Annotated in this window: 28 protein-coding genes and 1 tRNA gene; 7 read left to right on the top strand and 22 right to left on the bottom strand. The window is 39.4% G+C overall.

The genetic code is table 11. The features are described 5' to 3' along the window. Positions 1-48: 48 nt before the first annotated feature. Positions 49-130 (bottom strand) — tRNA-Leu (locus tag SJY45_RS15980). 113 nt (positions 131-243) lie between these two features. Between SJY45_RS15980 and SJY45_RS15975 the strand changes: the two genes are divergently transcribed. Then, positions 244-1,632 (top strand): dipeptidase, encoded by a 1,389-nt coding sequence (locus SJY45_RS15975; RefSeq protein ID WP_400072020.1) that lies wholly within the window; start codon positions 244-246, stop codon positions 1,630-1,632. A 37-nt stretch (positions 1,633-1,669) separates the two neighbouring features. Here the strand turns inward: SJY45_RS15975 and SJY45_RS15970 are convergent, their stop codons facing one another. Continuing rightward, positions 1,670-2,248, bottom strand: coding sequence for an alkylphosphonate utilization protein (locus tag SJY45_RS15970; RefSeq protein WP_303405101.1), 579 nt, complete (start codon positions 2,246-2,248; stop codon positions 1,670-1,672). A gap of 272 nt (positions 2,249-2,520) precedes the next feature. Between SJY45_RS15970 and SJY45_RS15965 the strand changes: the two genes are divergently transcribed. The 3 genes from SJY45_RS15965 to SJY45_RS15955 all read left to right on the top strand — a co-directional run bounded on the left by SJY45_RS15965 (position 2,521) and on the right by SJY45_RS15955 (position 5,801). Beyond that, on the top strand, positions 2,521-2,886 hold the full coding sequence (locus SJY45_RS15965; protein WP_215913018.1) for a BlaI/MecI/CopY family transcriptional regulator: 366 nt from the start codon (positions 2,521-2,523) through the stop codon (positions 2,884-2,886). A 2-nt stretch (positions 2,887-2,888) separates the two neighbouring features. Further along, on the top strand, positions 2,889-4,574 hold the full coding sequence (locus tag SJY45_RS15960) for a M56 family metallopeptidase (RefSeq protein ID WP_400072017.1): 1,686 nt from the start codon (positions 2,889-2,891) through the stop codon (positions 4,572-4,574). Positions 4,575-4,700: 126 nt separating this feature from the next. After that, positions 4,701-5,801 carry a DUF4407 domain-containing protein gene (locus tag SJY45_RS15955; protein WP_400072015.1) on the top strand — a complete coding sequence of 367 codons (1,101 nt, stop codon included), beginning with the start codon at positions 4,701-4,703 and terminating at the stop codon, positions 5,799-5,801. 1 nt (position 5,802) lies between these two features. Here SJY45_RS15955 and SJY45_RS15950 read toward each other — a convergent pair whose 3' ends face one another. The 15 genes from SJY45_RS15950 to SJY45_RS15880 form a co-directional block, all read right to left on the bottom strand. Further along, positions 5,803-6,153 carry an Hpt domain-containing protein gene (locus SJY45_RS15950; protein WP_289038708.1) on the bottom strand — a complete coding sequence of 117 codons (351 nt, stop codon included), beginning with the start codon at positions 6,151-6,153 and terminating at the stop codon, positions 5,803-5,805. Positions 6,154-6,383: 230 nt separating this feature from the next. After that, complete coding sequence (locus tag SJY45_RS15945) at positions 6,384-7,385, bottom strand: metal-dependent hydrolase (protein ID WP_400072013.1); 1,002 nt, start codon at positions 7,383-7,385, stop codon at positions 6,384-6,386. 21 nt (positions 7,386-7,406) lie between these two features. Beyond that, positions 7,407-9,179, bottom strand: coding sequence for a MutS-related protein (locus SJY45_RS15940; RefSeq protein WP_400072011.1), 1,773 nt, complete (start codon positions 9,177-9,179; stop codon positions 7,407-7,409). Between the two features lie 39 nt (positions 9,180-9,218). Next, positions 9,219-9,578 carry an MmcQ/YjbR family DNA-binding protein gene (locus SJY45_RS15935; RefSeq protein ID WP_303405534.1) on the bottom strand — a complete coding sequence of 120 codons (360 nt, stop codon included), beginning with the start codon at positions 9,576-9,578 and terminating at the stop codon, positions 9,219-9,221. A 16-nt stretch (positions 9,579-9,594) separates the two neighbouring features. Then, positions 9,595-10,128, bottom strand: coding sequence for a GNAT family N-acetyltransferase (locus tag SJY45_RS15930; RefSeq protein WP_400072009.1), 534 nt, complete (start codon positions 10,126-10,128; stop codon positions 9,595-9,597). A 5-nt stretch (positions 10,129-10,133) separates the two neighbouring features. Next, positions 10,134-10,532 (bottom strand): Dabb family protein, encoded by a 399-nt coding sequence (locus SJY45_RS15925; RefSeq protein ID WP_400072007.1) that lies wholly within the window; start codon positions 10,530-10,532, stop codon positions 10,134-10,136. Positions 10,533-10,557: 25 nt separating this feature from the next. Then, positions 10,558-11,181: a DUF4230 domain-containing protein gene (locus tag SJY45_RS15920; RefSeq protein ID WP_289061436.1), complete on the bottom strand. Its 624-nt coding sequence runs from the start codon at positions 11,179-11,181 to the stop codon at positions 10,558-10,560. A gap of 2 nt (positions 11,182-11,183) precedes the next feature. After that, positions 11,184-11,534 (bottom strand): DUF4260 domain-containing protein, encoded by a 351-nt coding sequence (locus SJY45_RS15915; RefSeq protein WP_400072005.1) that lies wholly within the window; start codon positions 11,532-11,534, stop codon positions 11,184-11,186. After that, positions 11,531-12,283 (bottom strand): cyclase family protein, encoded by a 753-nt coding sequence (locus tag SJY45_RS15910; RefSeq protein ID WP_215913027.1) that lies wholly within the window; start codon positions 12,281-12,283, stop codon positions 11,531-11,533. The genes SJY45_RS15915 and SJY45_RS15910 overlap by 4 nt, the downstream gene beginning before the upstream one ends. Before the next feature lie 99 nt (positions 12,284-12,382). Next, a complete protein-coding gene (gene hemW, locus SJY45_RS15905) occupies positions 12,383-13,516 on the bottom strand; it encodes a radical SAM family heme chaperone HemW (protein WP_400072003.1) in 1,134 nt (377 codons plus the stop codon). Positions 13,517-13,760: 244 nt separating this feature from the next. Then, complete coding sequence (gene ruvC / locus SJY45_RS15900) at positions 13,761-14,315, bottom strand: crossover junction endodeoxyribonuclease RuvC (RefSeq protein WP_215438585.1); 555 nt, start codon at positions 14,313-14,315, stop codon at positions 13,761-13,763. A gap of 10 nt (positions 14,316-14,325) precedes the next feature. Continuing rightward, on the bottom strand, positions 14,326-14,796 hold the full coding sequence (locus SJY45_RS15895; protein WP_289061430.1) for a hypothetical protein: 471 nt from the start codon (positions 14,794-14,796) through the stop codon (positions 14,326-14,328). Between the two features lie 128 nt (positions 14,797-14,924). Continuing rightward, the gene (locus SJY45_RS15890) at positions 14,925-16,064 is read right to left on the bottom strand and encodes a tetratricopeptide repeat protein (protein WP_400072000.1); all 1,140 of its coding nucleotides are present in this window, start codon (positions 16,062-16,064) and stop codon (positions 14,925-14,927) included. A 2-nt stretch (positions 16,065-16,066) separates the two neighbouring features. After that, positions 16,067-18,031: a TonB family protein gene (locus SJY45_RS15885; RefSeq protein ID WP_400071998.1), complete on the bottom strand. Its 1,965-nt coding sequence runs from the start codon at positions 18,029-18,031 to the stop codon at positions 16,067-16,069. A gap of 11 nt (positions 18,032-18,042) precedes the next feature. After that, on the bottom strand, positions 18,043-18,423 hold the full coding sequence (locus tag SJY45_RS15880) for a BlaI/MecI/CopY family transcriptional regulator (RefSeq protein WP_155598441.1): 381 nt from the start codon (positions 18,421-18,423) through the stop codon (positions 18,043-18,045). Positions 18,424-18,622: 199 nt separating this feature from the next. Between SJY45_RS15880 and SJY45_RS15875 the strand changes: the two genes are divergently transcribed. Both SJY45_RS15875 and SJY45_RS15870 read left to right on the top strand, forming a co-directional pair. Then, positions 18,623-19,138 (top strand): DUF456 domain-containing protein, encoded by a 516-nt coding sequence (locus SJY45_RS15875; protein ID WP_400071996.1) that lies wholly within the window; start codon positions 18,623-18,625, stop codon positions 19,136-19,138. Positions 19,139-19,146: 8 nt separating this feature from the next. Further along, positions 19,147-20,463 carry a serine hydrolase domain-containing protein gene (locus SJY45_RS15870; RefSeq protein WP_400071994.1) on the top strand — a complete coding sequence of 439 codons (1,317 nt, stop codon included), beginning with the start codon at positions 19,147-19,149 and terminating at the stop codon, positions 20,461-20,463. A 14-nt stretch (positions 20,464-20,477) separates the two neighbouring features. On the opposite strand, the gene SJY45_RS15865 is transcribed toward SJY45_RS15870, so the two are convergent. Then, positions 20,478-21,032 (bottom strand): nitroreductase, encoded by a 555-nt coding sequence (locus SJY45_RS15865; RefSeq protein ID WP_215438592.1) that lies wholly within the window; start codon positions 21,030-21,032, stop codon positions 20,478-20,480. Positions 21,033-21,119: 87 nt separating this feature from the next. Beyond that, positions 21,120-22,277: a homogentisate 1,2-dioxygenase gene (locus SJY45_RS15860; RefSeq protein WP_400071992.1), complete on the bottom strand. Its 1,158-nt coding sequence runs from the start codon at positions 22,275-22,277 to the stop codon at positions 21,120-21,122. Positions 22,278-22,557: 280 nt separating this feature from the next. On the opposite strand from SJY45_RS15860, the gene SJY45_RS15855 reads away from it, so the two are divergent. After that, positions 22,558-22,683, top strand: coding sequence for a hypothetical protein (locus SJY45_RS15855; RefSeq protein ID WP_256439076.1), 126 nt, complete (start codon positions 22,558-22,560; stop codon positions 22,681-22,683). A 233-nt stretch (positions 22,684-22,916) separates the two neighbouring features. On the opposite strand, the gene SJY45_RS15850 is transcribed toward SJY45_RS15855, so the two are convergent. From SJY45_RS15850 to SJY45_RS15840, 3 genes are all read right to left on the bottom strand, one after another. After that, complete coding sequence (locus SJY45_RS15850; RefSeq protein WP_400071989.1) at positions 22,917-24,194, bottom strand: NAD(P)/FAD-dependent oxidoreductase; 1,278 nt, start codon at positions 24,192-24,194, stop codon at positions 22,917-22,919. A 125-nt stretch (positions 24,195-24,319) separates the two neighbouring features. Continuing rightward, positions 24,320-25,222 carry a universal stress protein gene (locus SJY45_RS15845; protein ID WP_400071987.1) on the bottom strand — a complete coding sequence of 301 codons (903 nt, stop codon included), beginning with the start codon at positions 25,220-25,222 and terminating at the stop codon, positions 24,320-24,322. Between the two features lie 90 nt (positions 25,223-25,312). Further along, complete coding sequence (locus tag SJY45_RS15840) at positions 25,313-26,002, bottom strand: Crp/Fnr family transcriptional regulator (protein WP_246560369.1); 690 nt, start codon at positions 26,000-26,002, stop codon at positions 25,313-25,315. Positions 26,003-26,004: the final 2 nt, after the last annotated feature.

Genomic DNA, 26,004 nt, shown 5'->3' with positions numbered 1-26,004 from the left:
AAAAAACCTCAACATTCTAATGTATAGATAGTTGAGGTTTTGTACTTGTACAGGCGGAGAGACTCGAACTCTCACACCTTGCGGCACTAGATCCTAAGTCTAGCGTGTCTACCAATTCCACCACGCCTGCATCTCCCAATCAAATTGGGATGCAAATATAATGCAAAATTTTAATTCTCTAAATTTTCCACCACTTAAAAACGTTCTTTTTCGTATTTTTAATTTACACTCTAAATTTGCTACATGCAAAACGTACAAGAATACATTTCAAATCATAAGCAAAGGTTCTTAGATGAACTTATACAACTCCTTCGTATTCCGTCAGTAAGCGCGGATTCTGCCTTCTCCCAAGATGTTTTTGACACCTCGGAAGCAGTAAAGACCGCGCTGGAAAATGCCGGGTGCGATACGGTAGAAATATGTGAGACGGATGGTTATCCCATCGTCTATGGCGAAAAAATAATAGACCCCAACCTTCCAACGGTTCTTGTCTATGGTCATTATGATGTGCAACCGCCGGACCCAATAGACCTTTGGAACTCCCCTCCATTCGAACCCATAATCAAGGAAACGGAACTACACCCAGAAGGCGCTATTTTCGCCCGTGGAGCCTGTGATGATAAAGGCCAGATGTATATGCACGTTAAGGCATTGGAATTTATGGTAAAAACCGACCAACTGCCCTGCAACGTGAAATTTATGATCGAGGGAGAGGAAGAAGTGGGCAGTAACAACTTAGCGGTTTTTGTAGCTAACAATCGTGAAAAGCTTGCCAACGACATTATATTGATTTCCGATACCGGAATGATCGCAAACGATGTTCCTTCCATTACCACAGGATTACGCGGACTAAGTTATGTAGAGGTAGAGGTTACCGGACCTAACAGAGACCTGCATTCTGGGCTGTACGGTGGTGCCGTTGCCAATCCTATAAACGCGCTTACCAAAATGATCGCTTCGCTCCATGATGAGAACAACCATATTACCATTCCCGGTTTTTATGATAAGGTGGAAAACTTATCTTTAGAAGAACGCGCAGAAATGGCCAAGGCTCCGTTCAGTTTAGAAGCCTATGAAAAAGCATTGGATATTACTTCCGTAGACGGCGAAAACGGCTACAGCACCAATGAACGAAACAGCATACGACCCACGCTAGATGTAAACGGTATTTGGGGCGGTTACACCGGTGAAGGTGCAAAAACAGTCATAGCCAGTAAGGCCTACGCCAAAATATCCATGCGTTTGGTACCCAACCAAGATTGGCAGGAAATCACCCAATTGTTCAAAACCCATTTTGAAAGCATTGCCCCAAAAGGGGTTACCGTAAAGGTAAAACCGCACCATGGTGGACAAGGGTATGTTACACCAATTGACACAATTGGCTATCAAGCGGCTTCCAAAGCCTACGAAACCACTTTTGGCAAAAAGCCTATTCCACAGCGTAGTGGCGGTAGTATTCCTATTGTAGCCCTGTTCGAAAAAGAACTGAACAGTAAAACCATTCTTATGGGCTTTGGGTTGGATAGCGATGCCATTCATTCGCCCAATGAACATTTTGGAGTTTGGAACTATCTAAAAGGTATAGAGACCATACCTTATTTCTATCATCACTTTACCCAAATGAATAAGTAAAAAAAAGGGAATCGGCCTAAAACCGATTCCCTTTTTCCTATGTTTTCTTTACGTATTTGGTAATGATCACAATTTGTTGACCATCAACCTTACCTTCAATATATTCGGCATTTTCACGATCTAAGGAAATCCTGCGTACCGGTGTTCCTTGCTTGGCCACCATACTAGAACCTTTTACCTTAAGGTCCTTCACGAGCACAACATTATCGCCGTTCTCCAAGATAACCCCGTTCACATCCCGGTGAATGATTTTTTCGGCTTCGGACAAGCCTTCTCCAGTAGCTTTCGCCCATTCCAAAGTTGCATCTTCTAGATACATCATATCCAACAAGTCTTTAGGCCAACCCTCCGCTTTTAAACGGGAAAGCATACGCCAGGCCACCACCTTTACAGCATCGTACTCGCTCCACATGCTATCGTTCAAACAGCGCCAATGGTTGGCATCCGTAGTATCAGGATTTTCAATCTGGCCAGTGCACGTAGCACACGCCAGTAGGCTACCATCAATCCCACCCGTAGAAACAGGTGGCACCTCGTACACACTAAGTTCATTGGTGGCACCACATAGTTCACAGGTATTGCCACTTCTACCCTTTAATTCTTCAAGTACACTCATAACGTTTAAATATGGGGCCAAATGTAAAGTTTTCAACCCTAATACGTCCCACAGTACTGCCCTTTTTATCCCTTAAATCCCAAGAAGGACGTTCCCGCTAAAAAGCGGGCCGGGCTATACTTTACAAGTACGCTTAGCAAAAAAGCTAATGCGGGCTTTCCATTACTATCCCTAACGCATGTTCAAAATTACATTAACTAACAATTAACAACTCTACGTTTGTAGAATAAAATTTTATGTTCTATGTTTGTAGAATACAAATGCAGCGTATTATGCAATTATCCAAAACAGAAGAAGAACTTATGAATATTTTATGGAAGCAAAAGAAAGCTTTCATGAAAGACCTATTGGATGCATATCCTGAGCCAAAACCCGCTACTACAACTGTAGCAACCCTTTTAAAAAGAATGACGGACAAGGGTTTTGTGGCCTACAAAAGTTTAGGGCGATCCCGTGAATACTATCCATTGGTCAGAAAAAAAGACTACTTCTCCAAACACGTAAACGGACTCATTAAAAACTTTTTTAATGATAGTCCGGGGCAATTTGCTTCTTTCTTTACCAAAGAAACGGACTTGAGCAGAAAGGAGCTTGAAGATTTAAGAAATCTCATAGACAACGAAATTAAAAAGCGATAACCATGGTTCTCTTCCTACTAAAATCTACCGCTTGCTTGGCCCTATTTATGGCTTTCTATAAGTTAGTTTTAGAGAATGAGCGTATGCACGGTTTTAAACGCATATATCTTCTTCTGGCCTTAGTACTGTCCATTGTAATTCCGTCAATAACGTTTGTGGAGTATGTAGAAGTTCCTTCTTTGACCCATGAAATAGACCACATTACAACGGCATCAAACCAAATGGCAATGCCTGCAGGCGAAGAAAAGTCCGTTAGTTTGGATACCACCACCCTCTTACTATTCATATACTCGTTAGGGGTGCTACTTTTTTCCTTTCGGTTTTTTAAAAATTTAGGACATATCCTGATTAACATCCGCAACAATCCAAAATTACGGATGCAATCCTTTATTAATGTTTTGCTTAGTGATATTACTGTACCCCATACCTTTTTCAATTACATTTTCCTGAACAAACAAGAATTTGAAGCAAGGGAAATTCCCCAAGAAGTACTGCTGCATGAGGCTGCGCATGCCCAACAAAAGCACAGTTTGGACATTCTGTTTATAGAACTATTGCAAATTATCTTTTGGTTTAACCCACTGGTATACATCATAAAAAACTGGATCAAACTAAATCATGAATTCCTTGCCGATCAGGCAGTTCTTAACCAAGGTACTCCAACCCCTAAATATCAAAATATACTTTTAGCGTTTGCCTCATCAACAAACGGTAAAGATTATCAGTCGAGTCTGGCTAACGCCATCAATTATTCATCAATCAAAAAACGTTTTACAGTCATGAAAAAAACAACCTCAAAAGAATCGGTGGTCTTAAGAAGCGTCGCCGTTCTGCCTTTGATTACCATGCTCCTATTCAGCTTTAGCGAACAGATTACCGTACCTAAAGAAACCTCTGCCGTACAAGCCTATCAAAGCGAAGCCACTGAGCAGGAAGTGGCCCGTTATAACGCATTGGCCAAAAAGTACAATGCTATCCCAAGGGAAAAGAGAAATGTATCCCTAGAAGATATAAAGACTTTGGAGCTTATTTATGGTAAAATGTCCAAAAAACAGCAAACCGAAGCTCAGCCATTTCCTGAATGCCCTGAAAACAAAAGCGATAAAAAAGGAGCTTGTGCAGAAGAGATTTCTGAATATAATGGATTGGCCAAAAAGTACAATAAAATGTTGGCCAAGGGCAAAGGCATTCGTATCCAAAAGGCAGAATTAGACCGTATGGCTTACCTCTATGCCCAAATGAGCACAAAACAACGCTCCAGTGCTCAGCCTTTTCCAAATATACCCGAGCCGCCGGAACCCCCTACTCCACCTACCCCTCCTGAAGCAAAAATTGAAATTGAGAAACTTGTGGAACATGCCGTGGAAAACGCACTGGAAGAAATAGTTGCTTTTGAAGATGTACATATTTCAGAGCTTACAGACCTTACTTTTAATGAGGAGAAGTTTGAACACAGAATTCACATTGTAAGACCTGAAAGTCCACCAAAACCAAAAACGCCTCTGGAGCATGTTAAGGAAATGGCCACGAAAGATGCCGTATTCTATTTGGACGAAAAGGAAATAAGTTCTAAAAAGGCCATTCAATTACTAAAGAAAAACAAAAGCATAAATATAGACACACGCACAAGCAACAATCAACCACCCAAGGTAAAATTATCCGTTAAGCCAATTATAATTAACAACTGACCGTAACCCATTTGTGTCTTAAAGCCTTCTAAACAGAAGGCTTTTTTTGTAACAAAAAACGTAACTTACGTCTAATTCATCATCAATCTGCCCAGCAATGGGTATCATCAAAAAAAATCGGACATCATGGTACAGCAATTTTTTATCCTCTGCTCGGGGGCGGACACCTCCATTCTAAAAACCTGTTCTAAAGGCGAACAGAACAAATATGCCGGTATTGGCGCTACTGTATTCTTTACCGCACTCATGGCCTTTATTGCCAGTAGTTATGCTCTCTATACTGTTTTTGATAATGTATACACGGCTGTTTTCTTTGGTCTCATTTGGGGACTCTTGATTTTTAATCTAGATCGCTTTATTGTCTCCACCATTAAAAAACGGGATAGTTTTGGCAACGAACTTTTGCAAGCTGCACCGCGTCTGCTACTGGCAATTATCATTGCCGTAGTTATTTCAAAGCCGTTGGAAATGAAAATTTTTGAAAAGGAAATCAATCAAGTGTTATTGGAACAAAAGAATGAGATGACACTGGCCAATAAAAATCAGCTAGCCTTACAGTACACCCCAACCATTGAAAAACTAAATGCTGATATTACTCAATTAAAGGAAGAAATTTTAACCAAAACAGCTGAAACGGATGCTTTGTACAACACCTATATAACCGAAGCAGAAGGGACTTCCGGAACATTAAAATTGGGCAAAGGCCCAGTTTATGAAGAGAAACGTGAAAAACACGATGCCGCTTTGGCGGAGTTGAATGTTCTAAAAGAAACCAATGCCCAAAAGATAACGGGAATAGAAAACGAAATTTCAGCTTTAAATGCAGAATATGCAGAAGTGGTTAAAAATTCCCAACCTGTAATAGATGGTTTTGATGGCCTAATGGCCCGGATCAATGCTCTTAATGAGCTTCCGTGGTGGCCCTCTTTCTTTATATTTTTACTGTTCCTTGCTATTGAAACCTCCCCTATTATTGCCAAACTGTTATCCCCAAAAGGAACTTACGATATAAAATTTGAGGAAGAAGAAAGTATGGTTCATACATGGGCACGTCAAAAAATACAACAACGAGAACAAATACTTTTAGCGGACACGGCTCTGAACGAGAAAATCTACAATGAGATAAAACGGGAAGAGGAAGTTTACGCGTACAAAAAGAAAAAAGCCGAAGAACTTTTAAAATTACAGGCAGATGCCTTTAGAGACCTTCAGGTGAAGCAATTATAGGTTAGTAATCCAGTAGATCTAAAAAAACATTTATTTTTTTGAGTACTTTTTTAAAGTCCTCATCCAAAGCTGCGTCTCCCGCATGCAACCTTTCCTTATGCTCCTCTGCAAAGGCAAAGGTCTTTTCCATGCCTAGCACGCTAATCTTATATTTTAATTTGTGTACGATTTCTGCAGCGGCCCTGGGTTCATCTAACTTTATGTGGTAAAGATATTTACCAAGGTCCCATGAAAATTCGGATTTAAGAAGGGTTACGAATTTGCGTTCAAATTCTAAATCACGAGCACCTACGAGGTTCTCCACGTAGTTTAAACTTGGTCTTTCATCCCTATATCCCACAAAATCCTCCATAAAACCTATCTCTCTTTTAAGCTCTTCAATCCGTCATTTCTTCAAGATAAACTAAAGGTAAGAATTATACTACCTCAATTTTCTTGTTTGTTGTGAAACCGTCAAAAAAATACGTTACTCCCTAAAAAAAAGATGTTAACGATTAGAAAAAAGTGCCGAATGATATCATTTTCGCAGCAAATGAACAGTTTAAAAAATCTATCTACACTCAGGCACAGCACTCTAAGAAACTAGTTGCCCCATATACGCTCCCAAAGCGCACTTAACAGTCGATTGGCATCTGCGCGGTACTTGGGCATTTCTTGAACAGTTAACCCGGCACTATCTCTTTTAAGCTCATAGCTGAAAGCAAACTTAGACTCTTTAGGGTCTATACTAATAAGCCCAAACCTTAGGTCATTAAAATATAATTTACCGGCCTTCTCGGTTATCGTATACCAACCATTGGTTATAGCAATAAGTCGTTCTACTTTATCATCGGATTTTAAGTCTCCCAGAAGTTCATGGTTCTTGGGATAAGAGGTGAATTTAATTTCTTGGGTATCAAAAAAAGAATAATACCCTATCAAGTAGGAATCACCAGCGTCTACATTGGCCGTCCACAAAAGAGAATTGAACGGCATAGGCCGGGTATCTATGGCTTCATAAGATATGCTTTGTATTTCTAAATTATAAAGAAACTCTTTATAGGCAACCCATTTTAAAATTAAGGTAGTCAACAGATAGGCCGTACTTACCGTTAACCCCAACCTATTATACCTTTTTCGTTTGGGCGATGTCCTTTTTTGCCGCATGGCCATTATCAAGAATATGATAAACGGAACCGTGTACAATGGGTCTATGACAAAAATATTCTGAAATGCCAATCGGATTTTAAAGGGCCAGAACAACTGGGTGCCCCACGTGGTAAAGGTGTCCAATATAGGGTGTGTAAACATACCCCAAAACATTAACCAAGACCAATCTTTAAAAGTAGCTTCGCTTTTCTTTTCTATCTTGGAGATAAACCATCCAAATAAGGGCGCAAACAGTAAAGAAAAGAAGATGGAATGGCTAAAACCCCTATGGATTTCAGTCGCAGTAACCGTATCAAAAAGAAAACGTGCCGTGACGTCCAAATCTGGAATAGTGCCGGCAATAGCCCCATAGAGCATAGCCTTGTTCCCAACCTTTTTACCTAAAACGGCTTCACCTACGGCGGCTCCTAAAACTATCTGGGTTAACGAGTCCATTTTTGATTGTTAGTTGACTAGCTATTCTACAATTTCCATTTTCTTCAACAAGAACGAAGCGTTCATATTCTGGCAAATTCCGTCCTTAAACTTATAATCAAAATGAAGTTCATCATTAATGATTTCAGCGTCAAAATAATGGTTCTCAACCTGAGGCAATGTATCGGCCACCTCGCAAAGGCTTAAATCATGCGTAGCAATAATTCCGGTAGACTTTGAAGCTACCAAACGCTCCACGAATTTCCGGCTACCTTCGGCCTTATCCGTACTATTGGTTCCTTTCAAAATTTCATCCAAGACAATAAAATAACGATCTTCCTGAATTTCGTCTACAATGAATTTCAATCGTTTTAATTCCGAAAAGAAGTAAGACTCGTCATCCGTTAACGAATCCGTAGTACGCATGCTGGTAATCAATTTTATGGGAGAATACACCACCTCTTTAGCACAAAGCGGAAGCCCTACATTAGCCATAACGATCTGTAATGAAACGGTACGTAAAAAAGTACTTTTCCCGGCCATGTTAGCTCCGGTAACGATAAAGAACTGTTCCCGATCTATTTGAAAGTCATTTAGGACGCTCTTTTCCGGATTAAGCAATGGATGCCCTGCTCCAGTGGACTTTAGCACCACTCCATCCTTAGTAACGGTAGGATAATTGTACTGCGGATGATTGAACCCAAAATTGCCCAGACTGTTATACGCGTCAAAAATTGCGATAGTATCAAACCATTTTTCTACAAAAGCACCATGCTTTCCAATCCATTTTTCAATCTCATAGCAGTGTGTTAAGGTGCGAAGAAAAAAACCGTTCCCAAAGAAGAGGTAAATAATGTTATTGTTCTTGTCCAAACTATTGAGCTGTTTGGAAAACTGTGCTATGATCAAAGAAGTCTTTTCTTTATCCCGAAGCACATTACCCTTCAACTGCTTTAGATAATCGGAAGTAAATTCCGTATCCTCGATCAACGTTAGTAATTTGTTGTACTGTTGAAAAATGCTCTGTACCTGGGAAGCATCCCCTCCAAGCTTGGTGATTTTTTTAGTATAGATTCCCGTGATGCCCATACCTAGGACAAGCCAGAGTATTAAAACCGATTCCGGAGCAAAATCAAAAAAATAAAGCGCGAACAATAACACGGAAACTACGGAAAACACCATTGGCACATACCGCATTATTTTAGGAACAAAAGCTTCGTAGCCCGCCAACCATTTTACAATAGCATCCGTTTTGCCCTCGGTTTTGGCCAAAGAAGCCGTTGCCGAAAAGTTTTGTCGCCATTCCGGCATTTTGGCGAGTTCCTGTATAGCTTCCTGTTTCTTAGGAATTCCGTCTATCTCGTTAGCCTTGAAAAGAGCAGCAAAGGTTTCCGCCCCTTGTTTTAAAGCGGTACGGTTGGCATACTGAAAAAATGAGCCCCTACCGAACAGGTCTATATCCTGACTGAAATAATGCGACGGGTCCTTAAATTCATCGCCTTCCGGTAGGTCATGAAAGTCACGGTGCAATACTTTTAATTCGGTCCGGTTAATATCCAGCAGCGCCAACAGCCTATCTCGTTTGTACTGAAGTCCAGCATGTCTGGTTACCAAAAAAAGAAAAAGTACAATGGTTACCAACACTACGGCCATAACCCATTTGGCGTCTCCCATAGTTAGATAAACGCCAAATCCAGCAATACAAAATATGGCCAAACGCAGCATGCTCGAAGCAAATAACAGCTTCTTTATTTGCGCTAACTCCTTGGTGTATTTTTCAATCTCACCGTTATAAAAAGATTCTAGTTGCTGCATATATCCTACACGGATTTTTTAAATAAGTGATGACGTTTTCTAAGAAAGAGCATCATACTCCGCCTTGAGCTTTTTGGTAAATTTGGAAATAACCAAATCATAGGAATGGTCTACCAATTCCGTGATTAGTTTTGGAGGTAGGTTGTCCAACAAAAGCGTATTCCAATGAACTTTGCTCATGTGGTAGCCAGGTATGATATGACCATCAAACTCTTCCCGAAGTGTTATTGCCCTATCTGGATCACACTTTAGATTCACCTGAGGTGGAAGCCTTTCCAGAGCACAAAGAGCGAACATTTTACCCATAACCTTAAATACCAGGGTCTTCTCGTCAAACGGAAATTCCTCTGTTACTCCTTTCTTGGCAATGCAATACTCCCGAAATACTTCAACGTTCATCATTTCTTAAGGTACTTTACTGTTGGGGTACTTTCAGTTTTTCCAAGGACAACCAATGGTATCTTACTTTCATGATAGGCGTATCCCCAATATCGTTCCCTTCTACGGTCTCCAATCGTTTTCCTCCGCGAGAGTCGTAAAACCCTTGTGCCGATTTGTTACCCTCAAGCACCCACAAATACACGCCCTTATCAGAAGTACTTTTTTCTACCTCATCTGCAACGCGCTCCATTAGATTTCTTCCAACACCAAGGCCTTGGGTCTCTGCTGAAACATGCAAATTATCCAATAGGGCACCGTAGGTGGGGTCTTGGTTCAAAAATACGCACGCAAAACCAAGCATAACTCCGTCTTTCTCCGCCAAGATTACCTTTTGGTCCAAACTTGGGGTACCAAGTCTATCCCGCCATACTTTTTGGCGGTCGGCAAGAGCCAATTCATCCAAGTAATTATCGCTAAAGACTCCTCGGTAATTCTCTTGCCAACTTTTAGTATGTAACTGGGCTATTGCCAATGCATCTTCCAGCGTGGCATACTTATAAACGACCATAAAACTTACTGTATACCCTTAGAATCGTAAACGATTACCTTTTCCCATAATGCGCTAGATTCCTCTATAAATACCTTATGAGGAGCTTCGTCCTGATAGTTCTGCTGCGCTTCAGCAGATTCAAAAGTTACAATTAACGAGTAGGTAAACGAACCATCTACCACATCTCTACTAGCCTTTGGCGGAACGCCTATAAAACTGGTTTTGGCATAGGCCGAATTATCCAAAAATTTCTGAAGCGACTTCTCAAATGTAGCTCGGTCTTCTTTGCTATCCGGGTTTTTAAACCAAAAGTATACGGTATGGGCAAAATTAGGGTCAAATTCTCTCATGTCATTCTTTGTTTGGCCATTAGAGGTAACGGCAAGTGTTAAAAATATTATTGAAATAGTAAGTGTTCTCATGTCTGTTGTTTTTAATATATGTAAATTAATCTTCGAGCATTTCTTTTTGTTTTTCCGTAATCTCCAAAGCCGTGTAATCTAGTTTCCAACCAATGGTCTCTACTATCTTTTCAATTAATAAAACAGCTTGAATAGCCTCTTTCCTGGCAGTTTGCATCAGTCCACTCTGCGGAATCTTTTCTCTTATGTGTTGTTTGGCCTCTTTGTTCAATAGGGTTAAATCATCCGAAGAAAAAAAATTGAACATACCACTCTGAATATCATAAAACTGAATATCCGGCTCTATGGATAGAATCTCTGGTTCCGGAAAATGGGTCAGGATAATTTTTTTATTTTCGTTATCGGCCTTTATCCTTACTTTTTTTAAATCATAACCAATGTGGGCCTTGGCATTGATGACCAGCAGCGCTTTTTTCTTGCTGCTTACCAAACTCATGAAGCGTTCCTTTATATTCTCGTACCTGTAGATTTCTGCAAAATCGCCTTCTACCGAAACCAACTTACAAACGCTCTGTATTTTCTCTACCAATACTGTGGATTGGTGCTTGGTAAGTTCTTTACTTTTTTGCTTCCTAAAATAAGAATACACCCAATACATTAGGATAGCACCTAGAATAAGACCTAAAAAAGTATCGAAAATATTATCCATTCTTATTTTCCTATTTCCCCCAAGTGGGTAAACTTAAAACCTTTATCATATTTTAGACCATAGCCAAAAACACGATCCATTGCCGCATGCGAAAATAAGATAATCCCTACCAATTGCAATACGGGTGCCGAAAGATACATCCCAATTATATAGATGGCAAGAGCAATTCCTTTGTGATGAAAAATATTATAGAAAACGGCACCCCATTTATTCCCCAAAAGATAGCCCAACATACTAAAATCTGGAGTTAACAGCAACACTACGAACCACCACCAGGCATATGGCAAAAGACTGAACATGTATATTCCAAACAAGAACATACCCAACTCCTCTACCTTTAGCCACTTGGTCATTTTTGTATAATTCTATAAAGTACAGGTCTACTGGGGCTGGCATCATTTTCAAAAGGAGCCACCTGAATATTTAACAGATACGTGCCATCTTCAATAGAATTGGACACATAAATAAACTCCGTAATAGTGGCTTTCTTTCTAAGTTTACCTCCAAAATTCCAAAAAGCTTTATGGGCCACCAGTGCTCCATCATCCTTTTCTTTATCTACGGAAGGTAAGTCTACCAACAAATGCTCCACACCTTTTTCTACAAGAAACTCGGCAGCCTCTTCTGTGAGGTAAGGAGGGTTTGAATGTGAATATTGGCGGGACTTTTTCTGTTTCATATTAGGCAGGGTACGTATAACCACGGCCTCTCTCTTTTTGTTCCCCAAAGCATATTTAAGCTGCTTTTTTGAAACCACAAAGTCGTTATCTACCATTTCCGGAGCAATGGTAATGACTTCCGCCAGAAAGAAAAATTGTTTTAAGTTTTTATTGATAGAATGAAAATCTTCTGTAATATGACCTACACATTCCGTGTGTGTGCCGTGGGCATGCGGGTTGAAAGAAATATCATTAAAATTGATGGAAGCCCCTTCTGACACTTTACCAACATACCCTTTTTCTTCGTGCGGCTCAATTGTTGGCGGGGCCACATACCATGCACTTACATTTTGCTCACCACCCTTAATGGCTATTGAAATATCCAAGGGTTTGGTAAGGTCTATGGGGTAGTTTCTTGTTCTATGTTTTATAGTAGCAATCATAAAAAATATTCTGTTTTTAGGACAATCCTTGTGTTAAAAATCTTAAAAGCGGTTATCCTTTTCCGTACTGTAAAACAGCACTTATTTTCACTTTCATATTTACCCCAAATTTACCATAAAAAGGTCGGATGCGAGACCATCTGCCAAAAAACGACCTTTTTTAGTGGTCAGTAGTGTGTCTCCATTAATATGAAGTAAGTTATCCTTAAGATGTTTTTCGGCCTGCATTAAAGCGTACTCACGATATTTTTCACCAAAATCAGATGCAATTCTAGAAAGCGATACACCCCAAATGGTTCGCAAGCCTGTCATTACATATTCATTATAGGTATCGGTCATTGATAATGTTTCAGTTTCCATAGGGAGCTCCCCTTTTTCAATGAACTTCAAATATTTTGGGTTATTATTGATGTTCCAGCCCCTACTAACCCCATCATAGGAATGGGCAGACGGGCCAATACCCAAGTACTTCTTCTGTTGCCAGTATGCTGTATTGTTCCGCGAAAAATATCCGGGCTTCCCAAAATTGGATATCTCGTAGCTTTCAAAACCGGCGGCTTCCAAAGTTTCGGACAAAATATGAAAATGTGCCTGTGCCACCTCATCATCTACATTCTTTACCAAGCCCTTTTTAATAAAGTTGGCAAGGGCAGTTTGTGGCTCAACAGTGAGGGCATAGCTGGAGATATGTGGAACTCCGAAGGAAAGAGCTTTTTCTATGTTTTCCCTCCACCGTTCGTTGGTCATATCCGGAATGCCGTAAATTAAATCGATAGAAATATTATCAAAATATGTGGTGGCTTCCCTTATACAATTTTCGGCTTCGCTGGCGTTGTGCGCCCGGTTCATCAACTTTAAATCCGCCTCAAAGAAAGATTGAATCCCTATACTTAAACGATTGATAGGACTCTTGGAAAGAGATATTATTTTCTCCGTGGATAAATCATCCGGGTTGGCTTCTAAGGTAATTTCCGGATGCTCCGAAACCGAATAGTGCTCATAAACCGAATCAATTATGGACTGGATTTCTTCAGTTTTCAATACACTAGGCGTGCCGCCCCCAAAATAAATAGTTTCTACAACCTCATCCTTAAACTCATCCTTTCTCAAGGAAAGCTCTTTCTGTAAAGCTTGGACCATAGCCTCTTTCTTCCCCATTGAAGTAGAAAAATGGAAGTCGCAATAATGACAAGCCTGTTTGCAAAAAGGAATATGAATGTAGATGCCGCTCATGTTTTTTAGTAATAGTATTAAGTACTGAGTAGTTAGTAGTTAGTAGTTAGTAGTTAGTAGTTAGTAGTTAGTAGAAGTTAAAAAACGTCCATCAGGAAATGCTTTACACAAGATTTTTTTCGTTTAACTATCCTTTACCTCTACTTCTAACTTCCTCCTATTTATATATTTCATCGTTGAAATCCCATTACTCAGTACTCTTTACTCCATACTCAGTACTAACTACTAACCACTAATCCCTACCCTACTTCTTCACCCTTTTTGCATTCTGCTTTACAAAAGCGTCCCACCCGCTGTAACTTTTACCAACTTCTACCCTTCCTTCATTATAGAAATGGCATACCGCAGCGGCTAGACCATCCGTACTATCCAAATTCTTGGGTAGGGTTTTTAACTTCAACACACTTTGCAGCATTTTAGCAACTTGTTCTTTACTGGCGTTTCCGTTTCCGGTAATCGCCATTTTTATTTTTTTTGGCAAATATTCGGTAATGGGAATTTCGCGTGAAAGTCCGGCAGCCATAGCCACACCCTGTGCACGGCCTAGCTTAAGCATAGATTGTACGTTTTTCCCAAAGAAAGGCGCCTCAATGGCAATTTCGTCTGGGTGATAGGTATCTATCAGTTCTATGGTACGCTCAAAAATGAGTTTAAGTTTGGTGTAGTGATCGTCATACTTTTTGAGCATCAATTCGTTCATTTGGATGAACTCCATTTTTTTTCCTACCACTTTTATAAGACCAAAGCCCATAATGGTAGTACCTGGATCAATACCGAGTATAATTTTTTCTGTTGCCAAATATTTTAATTTATTGAAGCACTATGGGAATTCTAAATTTAGCCCTAACCGGAATGCCTCTTTTAAGTGCGGGTTCAATTTTGGGCAAACTGTTCAGGCTTTTTTCTATTTGTTGATCAAAACCTGGAAGCTGGTCTTCGGTTATATTACCTTTATCAATATGTAAAAGGGATATGGCCCCTGAAGCCTCCATTAAAAAGTCTACAAAAATAGTGTCTTTTACGGCTTCTTCAACCACAAAGTCCGATTCTTCTAGCGTTTTGGAAAAATGTTTCAAAAGCGTTGCCATAAAGCATTGCTTTTGCTCTTGTTTAGAAGCAATTTCATCACAATCGGCAAAAAGAGGGTATTGGTCCACATCTTCCCAATCTATGCTCAATATCTCTTTATTGACCAATTCTTGGGTCTTCTCTTCCTTTGACGCCGACCAATTGCATGCGGTAAGCAAGAACAAAAAACATAAAATTGTGAGGTTTCGCATTGCCCTAAATTCTAGGCGGAAATTACGATTTTTTGTGGAGGTTTGTGCTATGAATCGCTATTCACGAAAGGAAAATACTCCAAAATGGCAGTTTTCAATTAAAAAATGGAATTGAAAAACGATAGTGGTTATTTTACATCATAATGGATTTCCTCTTTTAATTCAGAAATACGCTTGTTTACCATTTTGGACATATAGTCGTTTTTATCACCAAATCTCTCGTCAAATTTTTCATAATACGTTAATTTGATTTTAGGGTCTTTGTAATACTGATCCGCCACTGTACAAACATTGTGATAGACCAGTGCATCATCCGGGTCTTCTTGATGTGCCAGTTTGTAGTATTTCAAAGCCGTTTTCATATCGTCTTTGTTTCTTGCTAATCCCGCTAAGGCAACATACTCTCTTAATAAAAAAGGCTTTTGAACAGCAATGGATTCCTCAATATAGTATTGAGCGCTATCTACTTGCCGATCTTTCCAAAACACCTGACCCAAATTGAAATAAGCATCGGCATTTTCATCATTCAACTCCAGCACCTTTCTATAATTTATCTTTGCCGGCTCAAACTCCCATTCTTTAAAATAACAGTAGGCCAATTTATCGTAGATATACTCCTTATGCTCGCCCAATGCTATTAACTTTTCAAAATACGGACGCGCTTTAGTGTATTCATCATTGTTATAATACGCCAATGCTTTTAAGTTGAGCATCGCCACATCATTTTCATAGAAATGAAGTCCCTTATCAATAAATGTTAAGGCCGAATCTTTTTCTCTCTGGCCCACATAATATTTCCCTAATTGAAACAGACTTCTTAAATGTGTACTATCAATTACCACTCCATTTTTGTAAGACGCCAGACCACGCTCCGTCTTTTTTTCTTCACGAAAAGTCTCTCCCAAATAAAAATGATACTCGGGGTTGTTACTTGCAGCATGCGTCAGTTCTAAAAATAGGGCCTCCGCATTCGTAAAGTCTTTTGTTTTCAGATACAGCTTTCCCAGTTCAAATTTTGCAATTTGAAGCGTTGCATCTTGAGACAGCACATTCTGATACTGCGCAATTGCTTTTTCATAATTGCCAATAGCGTTATAGGCCCTAGCAATCTGTAAAGTAGAAGTAATGGAACCATCTTCGGCATAATGGTTAATCGCCTTTATGTAGTTACCTGTAGCGAAGAGACTATCTGCTACGGAGGCTGTTGCTATTTGGGCTTCTGATGTAACACAGAAAACTAACAAAAAGATACTAACTATGACTCTCAAGTTTATCTAAGTTTAAAAGTGATAGGAACTGAATATGGTACATTTACATTTTTACCGTTATGTTTACCCGGGGACATTTTAGGTAATTTAGAAATAATACGTTCCGCTTCCTCTTCTAAAGATTTATCCGGGCCTCTTGTAGAAATATGAGTAATGTTTCCTGAGGTATCCATTAGGAAAATTACCAGAACCCTACCTTGAATCCCTCTTTCTTGTGCATCCTGCGGATATCTGAAATTCTTGGAAATATGCCGATTTACACTTTTCTGAAAACAGTCTTGTATATTATCCGCATTTTCACAACCCGGAAAAACAGGGGGGATTTCTACTTCTTTAAAAGCCACGGAATTCCCATAAGCTATTTGGGCCTCAGCGGATAATTTAGCTATTTCTTCCTTTTGCATTTGCGCATAAATATCGTCAGTACTAGACGGACTAAACCCTGCCTGTTCTAATTTAAAACTGATAGGAATTGAAAATGGAACTTTAACTGTTTTACCCTCGTAAGAACCCGGTGTCATACGCGGCAATTTCTCAATAATACGGACTGCTTCAGCTTCTAATGATTCATGGGTACCTCTTTTCCGAATATCTACAATTGAACCATCTTCATCAATAGTAAACATAATACTTACCCTGCCTTGAATTCCCTTTCTCTGAGCTTCTTCGGGATAATTAAAATGTTTACTAATATGTTTCTGGATATTTTGTTGAAAGCAAGCTTTTAAATCATTTTCATTTTCACAACCCGGAAAAACAGGAACTTCGTCAGCATAGATAAAAGGCACTAGATTTTCTTCCCTATAAATCTTTTTCCAATCGTACGGTTCGCCTGCAGAAGCTATAAAGTTTTTAAAGTACTTTGGCGAGCCATTGTTATCAATAGTCATTTTAGCCCGAATTGGCTCATTGTTAATCCCCGAAACAAATACGTCATCCTTTGTACTTTCGAACTTCAAAGAATTTTCAGAATCTTCAACCTTTAAGCTCCAGGCTTCTTCAGAATCGGCTAGCGACCTCAATCTTGCATACACCTTAGTTTCCTCTTCTTCAGAGAGGTTATCTACGCTACTTACGGTTATGATATTTTCATTATCCTCCAGACTGTTTTCATCATCGTTTTCGCACGAAGTATAAAACAACATCCCCAAAATCAAGGGCACCAATGCCAAATACTTTAATTTGAAAACCGATTTTGATTGTGATTTTTGTAACATGACAATTCGTTTTTTGATTAATGATGATTTAAAAAAATGATTGATGAACGATATATTTTGAGTTTGGAATACTTGGGAAAGCAACAATTGATATTGCTCGTTTTTATTGTTTTTCGCAACTTTTGCATCGGCGATGAACTCGTGCAATTCCGAAATTCTATTTTGGTAGACATAGACCAGCGGATTAAACCAGCCAACAATGCGCATGAGCTCAAAGAAGAGCAAATCCCACGAGTGCCCTTGTTTTATATGAACCAATTCATGGGCTATGATATTGGTGTAATCCGTTTTTGAAACTTTATCCCCAATAAAAATTGATTTAAAGAAGGAGAAAGCCATGTTGCTATTCGGAATCAATATTTGCGTAAACTCCTTGAAACTAATCCTGTCTCCTTTTGTACTCAAAAGATACAGCTGGCGCAGCTTATAAACCAATAACAACGTAGCTACTAGTGCTCCAGATACAAATAATACCATTTGCCATGAAATGTCTATTGCCGTAGGCTCCTGAACCCCAACTACAAGGGCATTATTTACCCCCCAAAATTCCTCGCCATATTCAATATAGGGCTGTTCCACTGTGGTTTTAAAAGCTTCTATTTTTATAAAGGGCAGCACTAAAGACAGCAAAAATGTGCTCAAAAGATAAAAGCGGTTCCATTGAAAAAAGGTCTCCCGTTTTAAGAAAAAATCATAAATAACAAGAAAAACCAATTGAAAAGCGATGCACTCTAGGATGTACTGTATCATCAAAACAGATTTTAATTATTCTTTTTATTTGTCTCGTCAGGTTTTTTAATATCCTTTAAAATGGACTCCAATTCCGAGAGACTCATATCGTTCTTCTTCATAAAGAAAGAGACCATACTTTTAAAGGAACCCTGAAAATACCCGTCTACCAGCTTGTTAATACTCTGATTGCTATAATCTGACTTCTTTACGATGGGAAAATACAGATACCCCTTCCCTTCTTTTTCATGGTCTACAAAACCTTTGCTTTCTAAAATCCTTACAATTGTGGATACCGTGTTGTATGCCGGTTTGGGTTCTGGCAACTGTTCAATAATAGCGGCAACATTGCATTTTTCCAGTTGCCATAACTGCTGCATCACCTCTTCTTCTGCTTTTGTTAATTGCTTCATTTAACTAAGTATTTAGTTCATCTACAAAACAAATATAACTAAAAATATAGTTTAAACTAAAATTTTAGTTTAAAAAATAAAAATCAAATTAACGGATACTAACTAACTGAACATCAAACAAAACAGTAAGTAATTAAATTCATATCCTTTTAGGGTGTAACAAAATGAGGTTATCTTCGTCAAACAGAAAATTGATAAAATGGACATTGTATTACTCATTTTAGGCTTCATCTTTATGCTCATTGGCATTCTGGGAAGTTTCCTACCGGTTCTACCCGGACCTCCTATTAGTTGGGTAGGCCTATTGTTATTACACCTTACTCAGGCGGTCCCCCAAGACAATTTGTTCTTGGGAATTACAGCCGCTCTGGCCCTGTTGGTTTTTGGCTTGGACTATATAATTCCGGCCATGGGGACAAAGAAATTCGGGGGTACAAAATATGGTGTTATTGGTACCACTCTTGGTCTTTTGGTTGCCCTTTTCTTTCCAATTTTGGGTCCGTTTGGAATTATAATTTGGCCATTTGTTGGTGCCTTAGTTGGCGAATTACTGAACAAAGCCGATGGAAAAACAGCCACTAAAGCCGCATTTGGATCGTTCTTAGGCTTTTTGACCGGAACTTTTATGAAGTTCTTGATTGCTATAATCTATTTAGGACTCTTTATCTCCAAAGCATGGAACTACCGGCTAGAATTATTTCCATTTCTTAACTAATACATCTCATGAAAAAGATAATCTGCTTACTTGGTTTTACCCTCATTAGTCTTTCTCTTTTTTCGCAAAATTTCAGTTCCCCAAAGCTAGACAGCCTATTTACCGCTCTGGAAAAACATGACCGTTTTATGGGAAGTGTAGCCCTTTCGCATAATGGAAAGACCATTTACACCAAGACTATTGGTTATGCCGATATGGAAACCGAAAAGAAAGTAGATGTAAACACAAAATTCAGAGTGGGTTCCATTACTAAAATGTTTACTTCCGTACTTACTTTTATGGCCATTGAAGAAGGAAAAATAACACTGGACCAACCTATAGCCAACTTTTTTCCTAACATTAAAAATGCCTCTAATATTACTATTGGTAATTTGCTTAATCACCGAAGCGGTATTGCCAATGTTACCAGCAGACCGGATTACCTTCTGTGGAATACGCAACCCAAAACAAGACAGCAACTACTGAAACTAATAGAACAAGGGGGTAGCATTTTTGAACCTAATAGTAAAGGGGAATACAGCAACTCCAATTATCAGCTATTGACTTTTATTCTGGAAGACGTGTTAAAGGACAGTTACGCCAATCTCATTAAAACAAAAATAACTGAGCCCCTGCAATTGAAAAACACCTATATGGGGAGCACCATAGATACCAACAACAATGAGGCTTTTTCATATAATTATGACACCCGCTGGAACAAATCTTTTGAAACCCATATGTCCATCCCAATAGGAGCTGGGGCCATAGTCTCTACTCCTACTGACCTTAATACCTTTTCCACCGCTCTATATGAAGGAAAACTTATTACCAAAGAAAGTCTAAAACAAATGAAGACTTTTGAAGATGGTTACGGCATGGGATTGTTTGAAATGCCTTATTTTACTAAAAAAGGATTTGGACACAATGGTGGTATAGACGGTTTTACTTCTCAACTAGCTACATTTCCCAAGGACCATATTTCCGTGGCACTCACATCCAATGGTACTCGTTATAGCAACAATGATATTCTCATTGCAGTTTTAGCGGCATATTATGACAAGTCTTTTAACCTACCCAATTTTAAAACCATTGAGGTTACGGCAGAAGATTTAGAAAAATATTTAGGCATTTATGGAAGCAAACAACTGCACTTAAAACTTACTATTACCCAGAGTGAAGGAAACTTAATAGCACAAGCTACCGGTCAGCCCTCATTCCCGTTGGAAGCTGTAGAAGAGCATGCTTTTGAGTTTCACCAAGCAGGCGTACGTCTGGAATTTAACCCAGAAGAAAAGACCATGCTACTAAAACAAGGAGGAAGCACGTATACGTACACCAGGGAATAGGCTTTGGACGGGCCTTAATCCATCCAAACTACTTTATCCGCAATTGGGGTTCGTTGCCCCTCTTGGATGGCCTCATCCGTATAGCCCATATAGAAAAAACCCAAACAAGCTTCGCCTTGGTTCATTTCAAAGAAATCGTTCATGTGCTTAACGAGTCCCGGTGAGCTCCAATAGCAACCTATACCCATATCCGTACAGCAGAGCCACATGTTCTGGACCGCCATTGCCGTAGCAGCTACTTCTTCCCATTCAGGAATACTTTGAGCGGGGTCCCTTTGCATACAAATAGCAATAATTGCACCGGCACGTTTAGGATTTTCAATCAGTTTTTTAGCTTTGAATTCTTTTGGGTTCGGTTCATTCTCCAAATATTTCAGAGAAAGGAATAATCCCAATTTTTCTTGGGACTCGCCCTGTAAAACTCGAAACCTCCACGGTTCGGTTTTCTTGTGGGTGGGTGCCCAATTGGCCGCTTCCAATATTTTCTCAATATCGGCCTTGGCTATTGGCTTGTCATTGTATTGCGCCGGAAAGACAGAACGTCTATTTTTTATTAAATCTAATATCACTTATCTCTTATTTTCTTTTTCAAAAGTATCCAAAAAGCGAGAGCCTAGCATGGGCTTTAGCAAAAAGATAACAGACCTCTTATAGATCTACTCCAACCAACTTTTATAATATTTGCCATCATCTATATCCATGGCCTGTTGGGTAAGTTTTAGCGGCTTAAACGTGTCTATCATAACCGCAAGTTCCTCGGTCTTGCTTTTTCCTATACTGGCTTCATAGGTGCCTGGATGCGGACCATGAGGAATACCTGCAGGATGTAAGGAGATGTACCCTTCATCAATACCTTTTCTACTCATAAAATCACCATCCACATAATAGAGCACTTCATCCGAATCTATATTGGAATGATTGTACGGTGCGGGAATGGACTGCGGGTGATAATCGTACAACCTAGGACAGAACGAGCATACTACAAAGGCACTGGTCTCAAACGTCTGGTGTACTGGTGGCGGTTGGTGTACGCGACCCGTAATAGGTTCAAAATTATGAATTGAGAACCCATACGGAAAATTATATCCGTCCCAGCCCACAACATCAAAGGGATGTGTAGCATAAATCATATGGTGCAATTGCCCTTGCTTCTTCACTTTAATTAAAAACTCGCCCTTTTCATCAAAAGTCTGGAGATTTTGGGGCAACTTAAAATCACGCTCGCAAAAAGGCGAATGCTCCAAGTGTTGTCCAAACCAGTTACGATATCTTTTAGGAGTATAAATAGGATGATAGCTTTCGGTTATCAACAAACGGTTGTCTTCGTTATCAAATTCAATCTGATATATCATACCTCTGGGAATCACCAAATAGTCCCCATATTCAAAAGGAATTTCTCCTAACAAGGTCTTTAACGTTCCCGAACCCTTATGAACGAACAAAAGCTCATCTGCATCTGTATTCTTATAAAAGTACTCCGTTAACGATTTTCTTGGTGCCGCAAGCCCTACGTGAACATCATTGTTAAAAAGAACGGTTTTACGGCTCTGTAAATAGTCATCTTCCGGAGCAACCTGAAACCCTTTGAGCAACCTAGATTTTATATTGTATTCTACAGCGGCCCTTGGAGCAATATCTAAAGTTTTGCCCACTTCTTTTACTTGGGTAGGCCTATGTAAATGATATAGTAAAGAAGACATGCCATCAAAACCAATGGTGCCGAACAATTGTTCGTAGTGCAAAGTGCCATCGTCTTTTTTGAAAATGGTATGTCGCTTTTGCGGAAACTTTCCTAGTTTATGATATAAAGGCATCGTTTTTTCTTTAAAAATCTAGTTTAAAAATACGGCTTTTTTATCGATATCGCATATTTGGCCCTTTTTATAAATGGATGAAATTATTAGAACAGGACAAAATTCTTAAAATGGAAAAAACGTTTTATTAACGTGTTTCATCGATGAAAACAAATCTATTTGCCGTAAGTTTGAAGTGTTGTTAAGTTGATGAGAATGAGCGATGTAAAACTGAAAAGATTCAAGTCTTTTGACCAGTTTTAAAAAACCAGTAAAAAACCAAAACCTTAAACCTCGTATCATGCAAAAAACACAATATCAGTTAAAAGCGGAAAAGGCAAAAAAAGCATGGTTATCCATCCAGAACAAAGTAACTTCTAAACGCAACCAAGAAAATCTTCTTGAACGCCAACTGCAAAAAATCTAAGTTTTTAGAGTCAGAATATCATTAGGTCTACCTATTAATTCCTAAAGGTAGCCCGATGATTTCATGTGCCCGATCGCTACCCTAAAAGGGAAACCACCTGCAAACAGCGCACAAAAAAAGCCTTCCAACATGGAAAGCCTTTCATTGGCCCAAACCTATACAGGCTCTGGGTCACAACACAACATGGCAAAGATACTAAAGCATTTTAATTAATTGCTATCTGTACCGCTAAACTATGTCCTAGGAGTAAAACGCCTAAGAATAAGCCTTGCCGCTTTATCATAATTGATGTAATTGTAGGCCCAGTTAAAAAATACAATCACCTTGTTCCTAAAACCAACAAGCGCCATTAAGTGCACGAACATCCATATGAACCATGCGAAAAAACCTCCAAATTTTAGTTTTTTGATGTCGGCTACGGCCTTATTTCTTCCTACAGTAGCCATGGTTCCTTTATCTACATATGTAAAAGGTTTCATTTCCTTACCCTCTAGCAACTTCTCCAAATTTTTGGCCAAGAGCTCCCCTTGTTGGATTGCGGGTTGCGCCACTTGTGGGTGTCCTTTGGGAAAAGCCTCTGTTTCCATATAAGCAATATCCCCAATAGCAAAAACCGAATCATACCCCTCTACTTGATTGAACCGGTTTACTTTATACCTATTCAATCGTTCTACCAATATATGGGGTGCAAAACCCTCAATTGCAGCACCCGTTACGCCCGCCGTCCAAATAAAGTTTTTAGTACGTAGCGTGCTTCCGTCCTTTAAGGTAACCTGTTCTCCATCATAATTACTGGCAATAGCATTTAGATGTACGCGCACACCCAATTCCTTTAAAAATTCCGTGGCTTTTTTAGAGGCGTGCTCACTCATTGGAGGTAAAACCCTAGGGCCGCCTTCGAACAGGTTGATTTCCATTTCATCTACATTCAGGTGCCTATAATCCTTTGGAAATACATTATTCTTTAATTCTGCAAATGCCCCAGCAAGCTCAACTCCCGTTGGTCCCGCTCCCACAATGCAAAAATTAAGTAAGGCCTTGCGCTCTATAGGGTCTTGGGAATCATCTGCCTTTTCAAAATTCTGCAACATTAGACTTCTAATATCCAACGCCTGCGGCACACTTTTCATAGACATGGAGTACTCGGCAATCTGCTGGTTTCCAAAGTAGTTGGTCTTTGTACCTGTTGCTAAAACCAGATAATCATAGTCTAGGTTTCCCGTATCTGTAAAAATCAGTTTTTGTTCGGGGTCAATACGCTCAACATTGGCCAGTCTAAAGTGAAAATTCTCCAAGTGTTTTAGCACTTTGCGAATAGGGTACGCAATGGAATCCGGCTCAAGACCGCTGGTTGAAACTTGATATAATAAGGGTTGAAATGTATGGTAGTTATGCTTATCCAGTAAAACAATCTGTAAGTCTATTTCACTGAGTTTTTTTGCTAGTGATATTCCGGCAAAACCGCCACCAATGATTACTAATCTCTTCTGACCTGTATTAGGAAGGTTCATCGCTAATTTTTTTACAAAATTAAGAAGAACCCCTAGAGTATCTTTTTTATTTTGAGAAATATAACATATAATATTATCGCAATAAAAAAACTAAGATTGTATTGACCCGCTATTGTAAAAATTGATTACTCAGAAACTAAAGAACTCTCCTCTTTCCGGCTCTTTAAAGAACTGCACATACCCAGTTCCGGTATAACCAACAAAGGTATCTGCGTGTGAAAAGCCACACGTTTCACCACAAGCTCCCTAGTTATATTTTCCATATAACTATGTTGGTAATGGAGCATGGCCAACAGGTGAATATCCAACTCATTGCTAAACACCTCAAGCGTTTTGGAAATGGAATTCAGTTCCGAAACCGTATGTACGTAATGCTCCGCACCATTTAGATATTTGCGCAGCATACCTAAATTAAACTTCTGAAGTTCCGTTAAGGCCGAAATTTTGTGCTGTACGTGCACTATCCTAATTACAGCGTTAAAGGTAAGGGCCATATCCAAAAGAGGCTTAAGCTCCGACTCCGTATAAAAACGATTGAAATCTGTTGCAAAAGCTATTTCATCCGGTGTTTTAAATTTAAAATGTTGAGGAACGGCAAGTACCGGGCATCTCTTTACCGCCTTTATTATTCGTACCGTGTTACTACCCATAAAGACCTCATCTAGACTAGATGCCCCTTTGGTTCCGGCAATGACCAAATCTATGTTATAATCATCCACCACTTCCCGTATCTCGTCTACCAACATTGAAAAAGAAGATATGGCCGTGAATTTATGCTTAGGGTTTTGGAACTGGGCCTGTATTCCTGAAATGAAGTTAGTTAACCCTTCTTCTGATTGCCTTCGTGCCGAATCCTCTATTTGTCCGTCAGAAACATTGGCAGCCATGAACCTACTGTGTGCAATATGGGGCGTATAGGTATTTAGCACATAAAAGTTACAAGCTTCATTTTCAAAAAGCTCTATGGCGTAACGCGCCGCATTCCATGCATTTGCCGAAAAATCTGTGGGAAGTAAAATATTTTTCATCTACTTTTTTTATTGAAATCTTCAAGGGTAAAAGTAGAACCAAACCCATAAGCAAACTATGACATATATCAGTTTTTGAGAAGTGCGCTTTTAGAAACCTTCAATCAGGTCTAAAAGTTTACGTTCCTCAACCACCCCAATCCGTTTTCCGGAAGTCTTGATTAATCCCTTTTTCTTAAATTCGGAAATAATCCGGATACAGGATTCGGTAGCGGTGCCCACCACATTGGAATAATCTTCTCTGGACAAGGTTAATTTCAAGAATCCTTCATCATCCTCTCCGTAATTCTTTTTGAGGTATAAAAAGGCTTCGGCCATTCGTTGCTTCACGGTTTTCTGGGACATATTTACAATAACATCATCTGCCTCCTTTAAATCGTGGGCCATATGGCGTAATACCTCAACCGCAAAATTCGGGTTACAGTCAAGCGTATTTGAAATAACATCTTTGGGTATAAAACACACCTCCATATCACTCACCGCAATAGCACTCAGGTTCGTTACCTCTTCCGCAATTACGGAACGTTGCCCCATTACAGCACCCTTACTGGCCAACTTCACTATTTGATCCTTTCCGTTGGCACTAAGTTTAGACATTTTGGACACCCCGTCCCTAACACAAAAAACACCATCTAATTGTTGGCCTTCGTGAAAAAGGGCTTCACCTTTTTTAAGAGTCTTGGAGATTTTGGAATCGGACACTTTCTTCAATTCTTCTTTGCTCATGGCCCGTAACGAATTGAATTGCCGTATTATACAATTTTCACATCTACTATTCATAA

The organism is Zobellia russellii, assembly GCF_044597075.1.
Taxonomy (GTDB): domain Bacteria; phylum Bacteroidota; class Bacteroidia; order Flavobacteriales; family Flavobacteriaceae; genus Zobellia; species Zobellia russellii.
The sequence above is the reverse complement of the archived record's forward strand: the minus strand, read 5'-3'. Positions and strand labels throughout refer to the sequence as shown.

Bases quoted from the DNA above. Each gene is read 5' to 3' on its own strand.
- SJY45_RS15975 (WP_400072020.1), top strand. From the start codon at position 244: ATGCAAAACGTACAAGAATACATTTCAAATCATAAGCAAAGGTTCTTA.
- SJY45_RS15970 (WP_303405101.1), bottom strand. From the start codon at position 2,248: ATGAGTGTACTTGAAGAATTAAAGGGTAGAAGTGGCAATACCTGTGAA.
- SJY45_RS15965 (WP_215913018.1), top strand. From the start codon at position 2,521: ATGCAATTATCCAAAACAGAAGAAGAACTTATGAATATTTTATGGAAG.
- SJY45_RS15960 (WP_400072017.1), top strand. From the start codon at position 2,889: ATGGTTCTCTTCCTACTAAAATCTACCGCTTGCTTGGCCCTATTTATG.
- SJY45_RS15955 (WP_400072015.1), top strand. From the start codon at position 4,701: ATGGTACAGCAATTTTTTATCCTCTGCTCGGGGGCGGACACCTCCATT.
- SJY45_RS15950 (WP_289038708.1), bottom strand. From the start codon at position 6,153: ATGGAGGATTTTGTGGGATATAGGGATGAAAGACCAAGTTTAAACTAC.
- SJY45_RS15945 (WP_400072013.1), bottom strand. From the start codon at position 7,385: ATGGACTCGTTAACCCAGATAGTTTTAGGAGCCGCCGTAGGTGAAGCC.
- SJY45_RS15940 (WP_400072011.1), bottom strand. From the start codon at position 9,179: ATGCAGCAACTAGAATCTTTTTATAACGGTGAGATTGAAAAATACACC.
- SJY45_RS15935 (WP_303405534.1), bottom strand. From the start codon at position 9,578: ATGAACGTTGAAGTATTTCGGGAGTATTGCATTGCCAAGAAAGGAGTA.
- SJY45_RS15930 (WP_400072009.1), bottom strand. From the start codon at position 10,128: ATGGTCGTTTATAAGTATGCCACGCTGGAAGATGCATTGGCAATAGCC.
- SJY45_RS15925 (WP_400072007.1), bottom strand. From the start codon at position 10,532: ATGAGAACACTTACTATTTCAATAATATTTTTAACACTTGCCGTTACC.
- SJY45_RS15920 (WP_289061436.1), bottom strand. From the start codon at position 11,181: ATGGATAATATTTTCGATACTTTTTTAGGTCTTATTCTAGGTGCTATC.
- SJY45_RS15915 (WP_400072005.1), bottom strand. From the start codon at position 11,534: ATGACCAAGTGGCTAAAGGTAGAGGAGTTGGGTATGTTCTTGTTTGGA.
- SJY45_RS15910 (WP_215913027.1), bottom strand. From the start codon at position 12,283: ATGATTGCTACTATAAAACATAGAACAAGAAACTACCCCATAGACCTT.
- hemW (WP_400072003.1), bottom strand. From the start codon at position 13,516: ATGAGCGGCATCTACATTCATATTCCTTTTTGCAAACAGGCTTGTCAT.
- SJY45_RS15895 (WP_289061430.1), bottom strand. From the start codon at position 14,796: ATGCGAAACCTCACAATTTTATGTTTTTTGTTCTTGCTTACCGCATGC.
- SJY45_RS15885 (WP_400071998.1), bottom strand. From the start codon at position 18,031: ATGATACAGTACATCCTAGAGTGCATCGCTTTTCAATTGGTTTTTCTT.
- SJY45_RS15880 (WP_155598441.1), bottom strand. From the start codon at position 18,423: ATGAAGCAATTAACAAAAGCAGAAGAAGAGGTGATGCAGCAGTTATGG.
- SJY45_RS15875 (WP_400071996.1), top strand. From the start codon at position 18,623: ATGGACATTGTATTACTCATTTTAGGCTTCATCTTTATGCTCATTGGC.
- SJY45_RS15870 (WP_400071994.1), top strand. From the start codon at position 19,147: ATGAAAAAGATAATCTGCTTACTTGGTTTTACCCTCATTAGTCTTTCT.
- SJY45_RS15860 (WP_400071992.1), bottom strand. From the start codon at position 22,277: ATGCCTTTATATCATAAACTAGGAAAGTTTCCGCAAAAGCGACATACC.
- SJY45_RS15855 (WP_256439076.1), top strand. From the start codon at position 22,558: ATGCAAAAAACACAATATCAGTTAAAAGCGGAAAAGGCAAAAAAAGCA.
- SJY45_RS15850 (WP_400071989.1), bottom strand. From the start codon at position 24,194: ATGAACCTTCCTAATACAGGTCAGAAGAGATTAGTAATCATTGGTGGC.
- SJY45_RS15845 (WP_400071987.1), bottom strand. From the start codon at position 25,222: ATGAAAAATATTTTACTTCCCACAGATTTTTCGGCAAATGCATGGAAT.
- SJY45_RS15840 (WP_246560369.1), bottom strand. From the start codon at position 26,002: ATGAATAGTAGATGTGAAAATTGTATAATACGGCAATTCAATTCGTTA.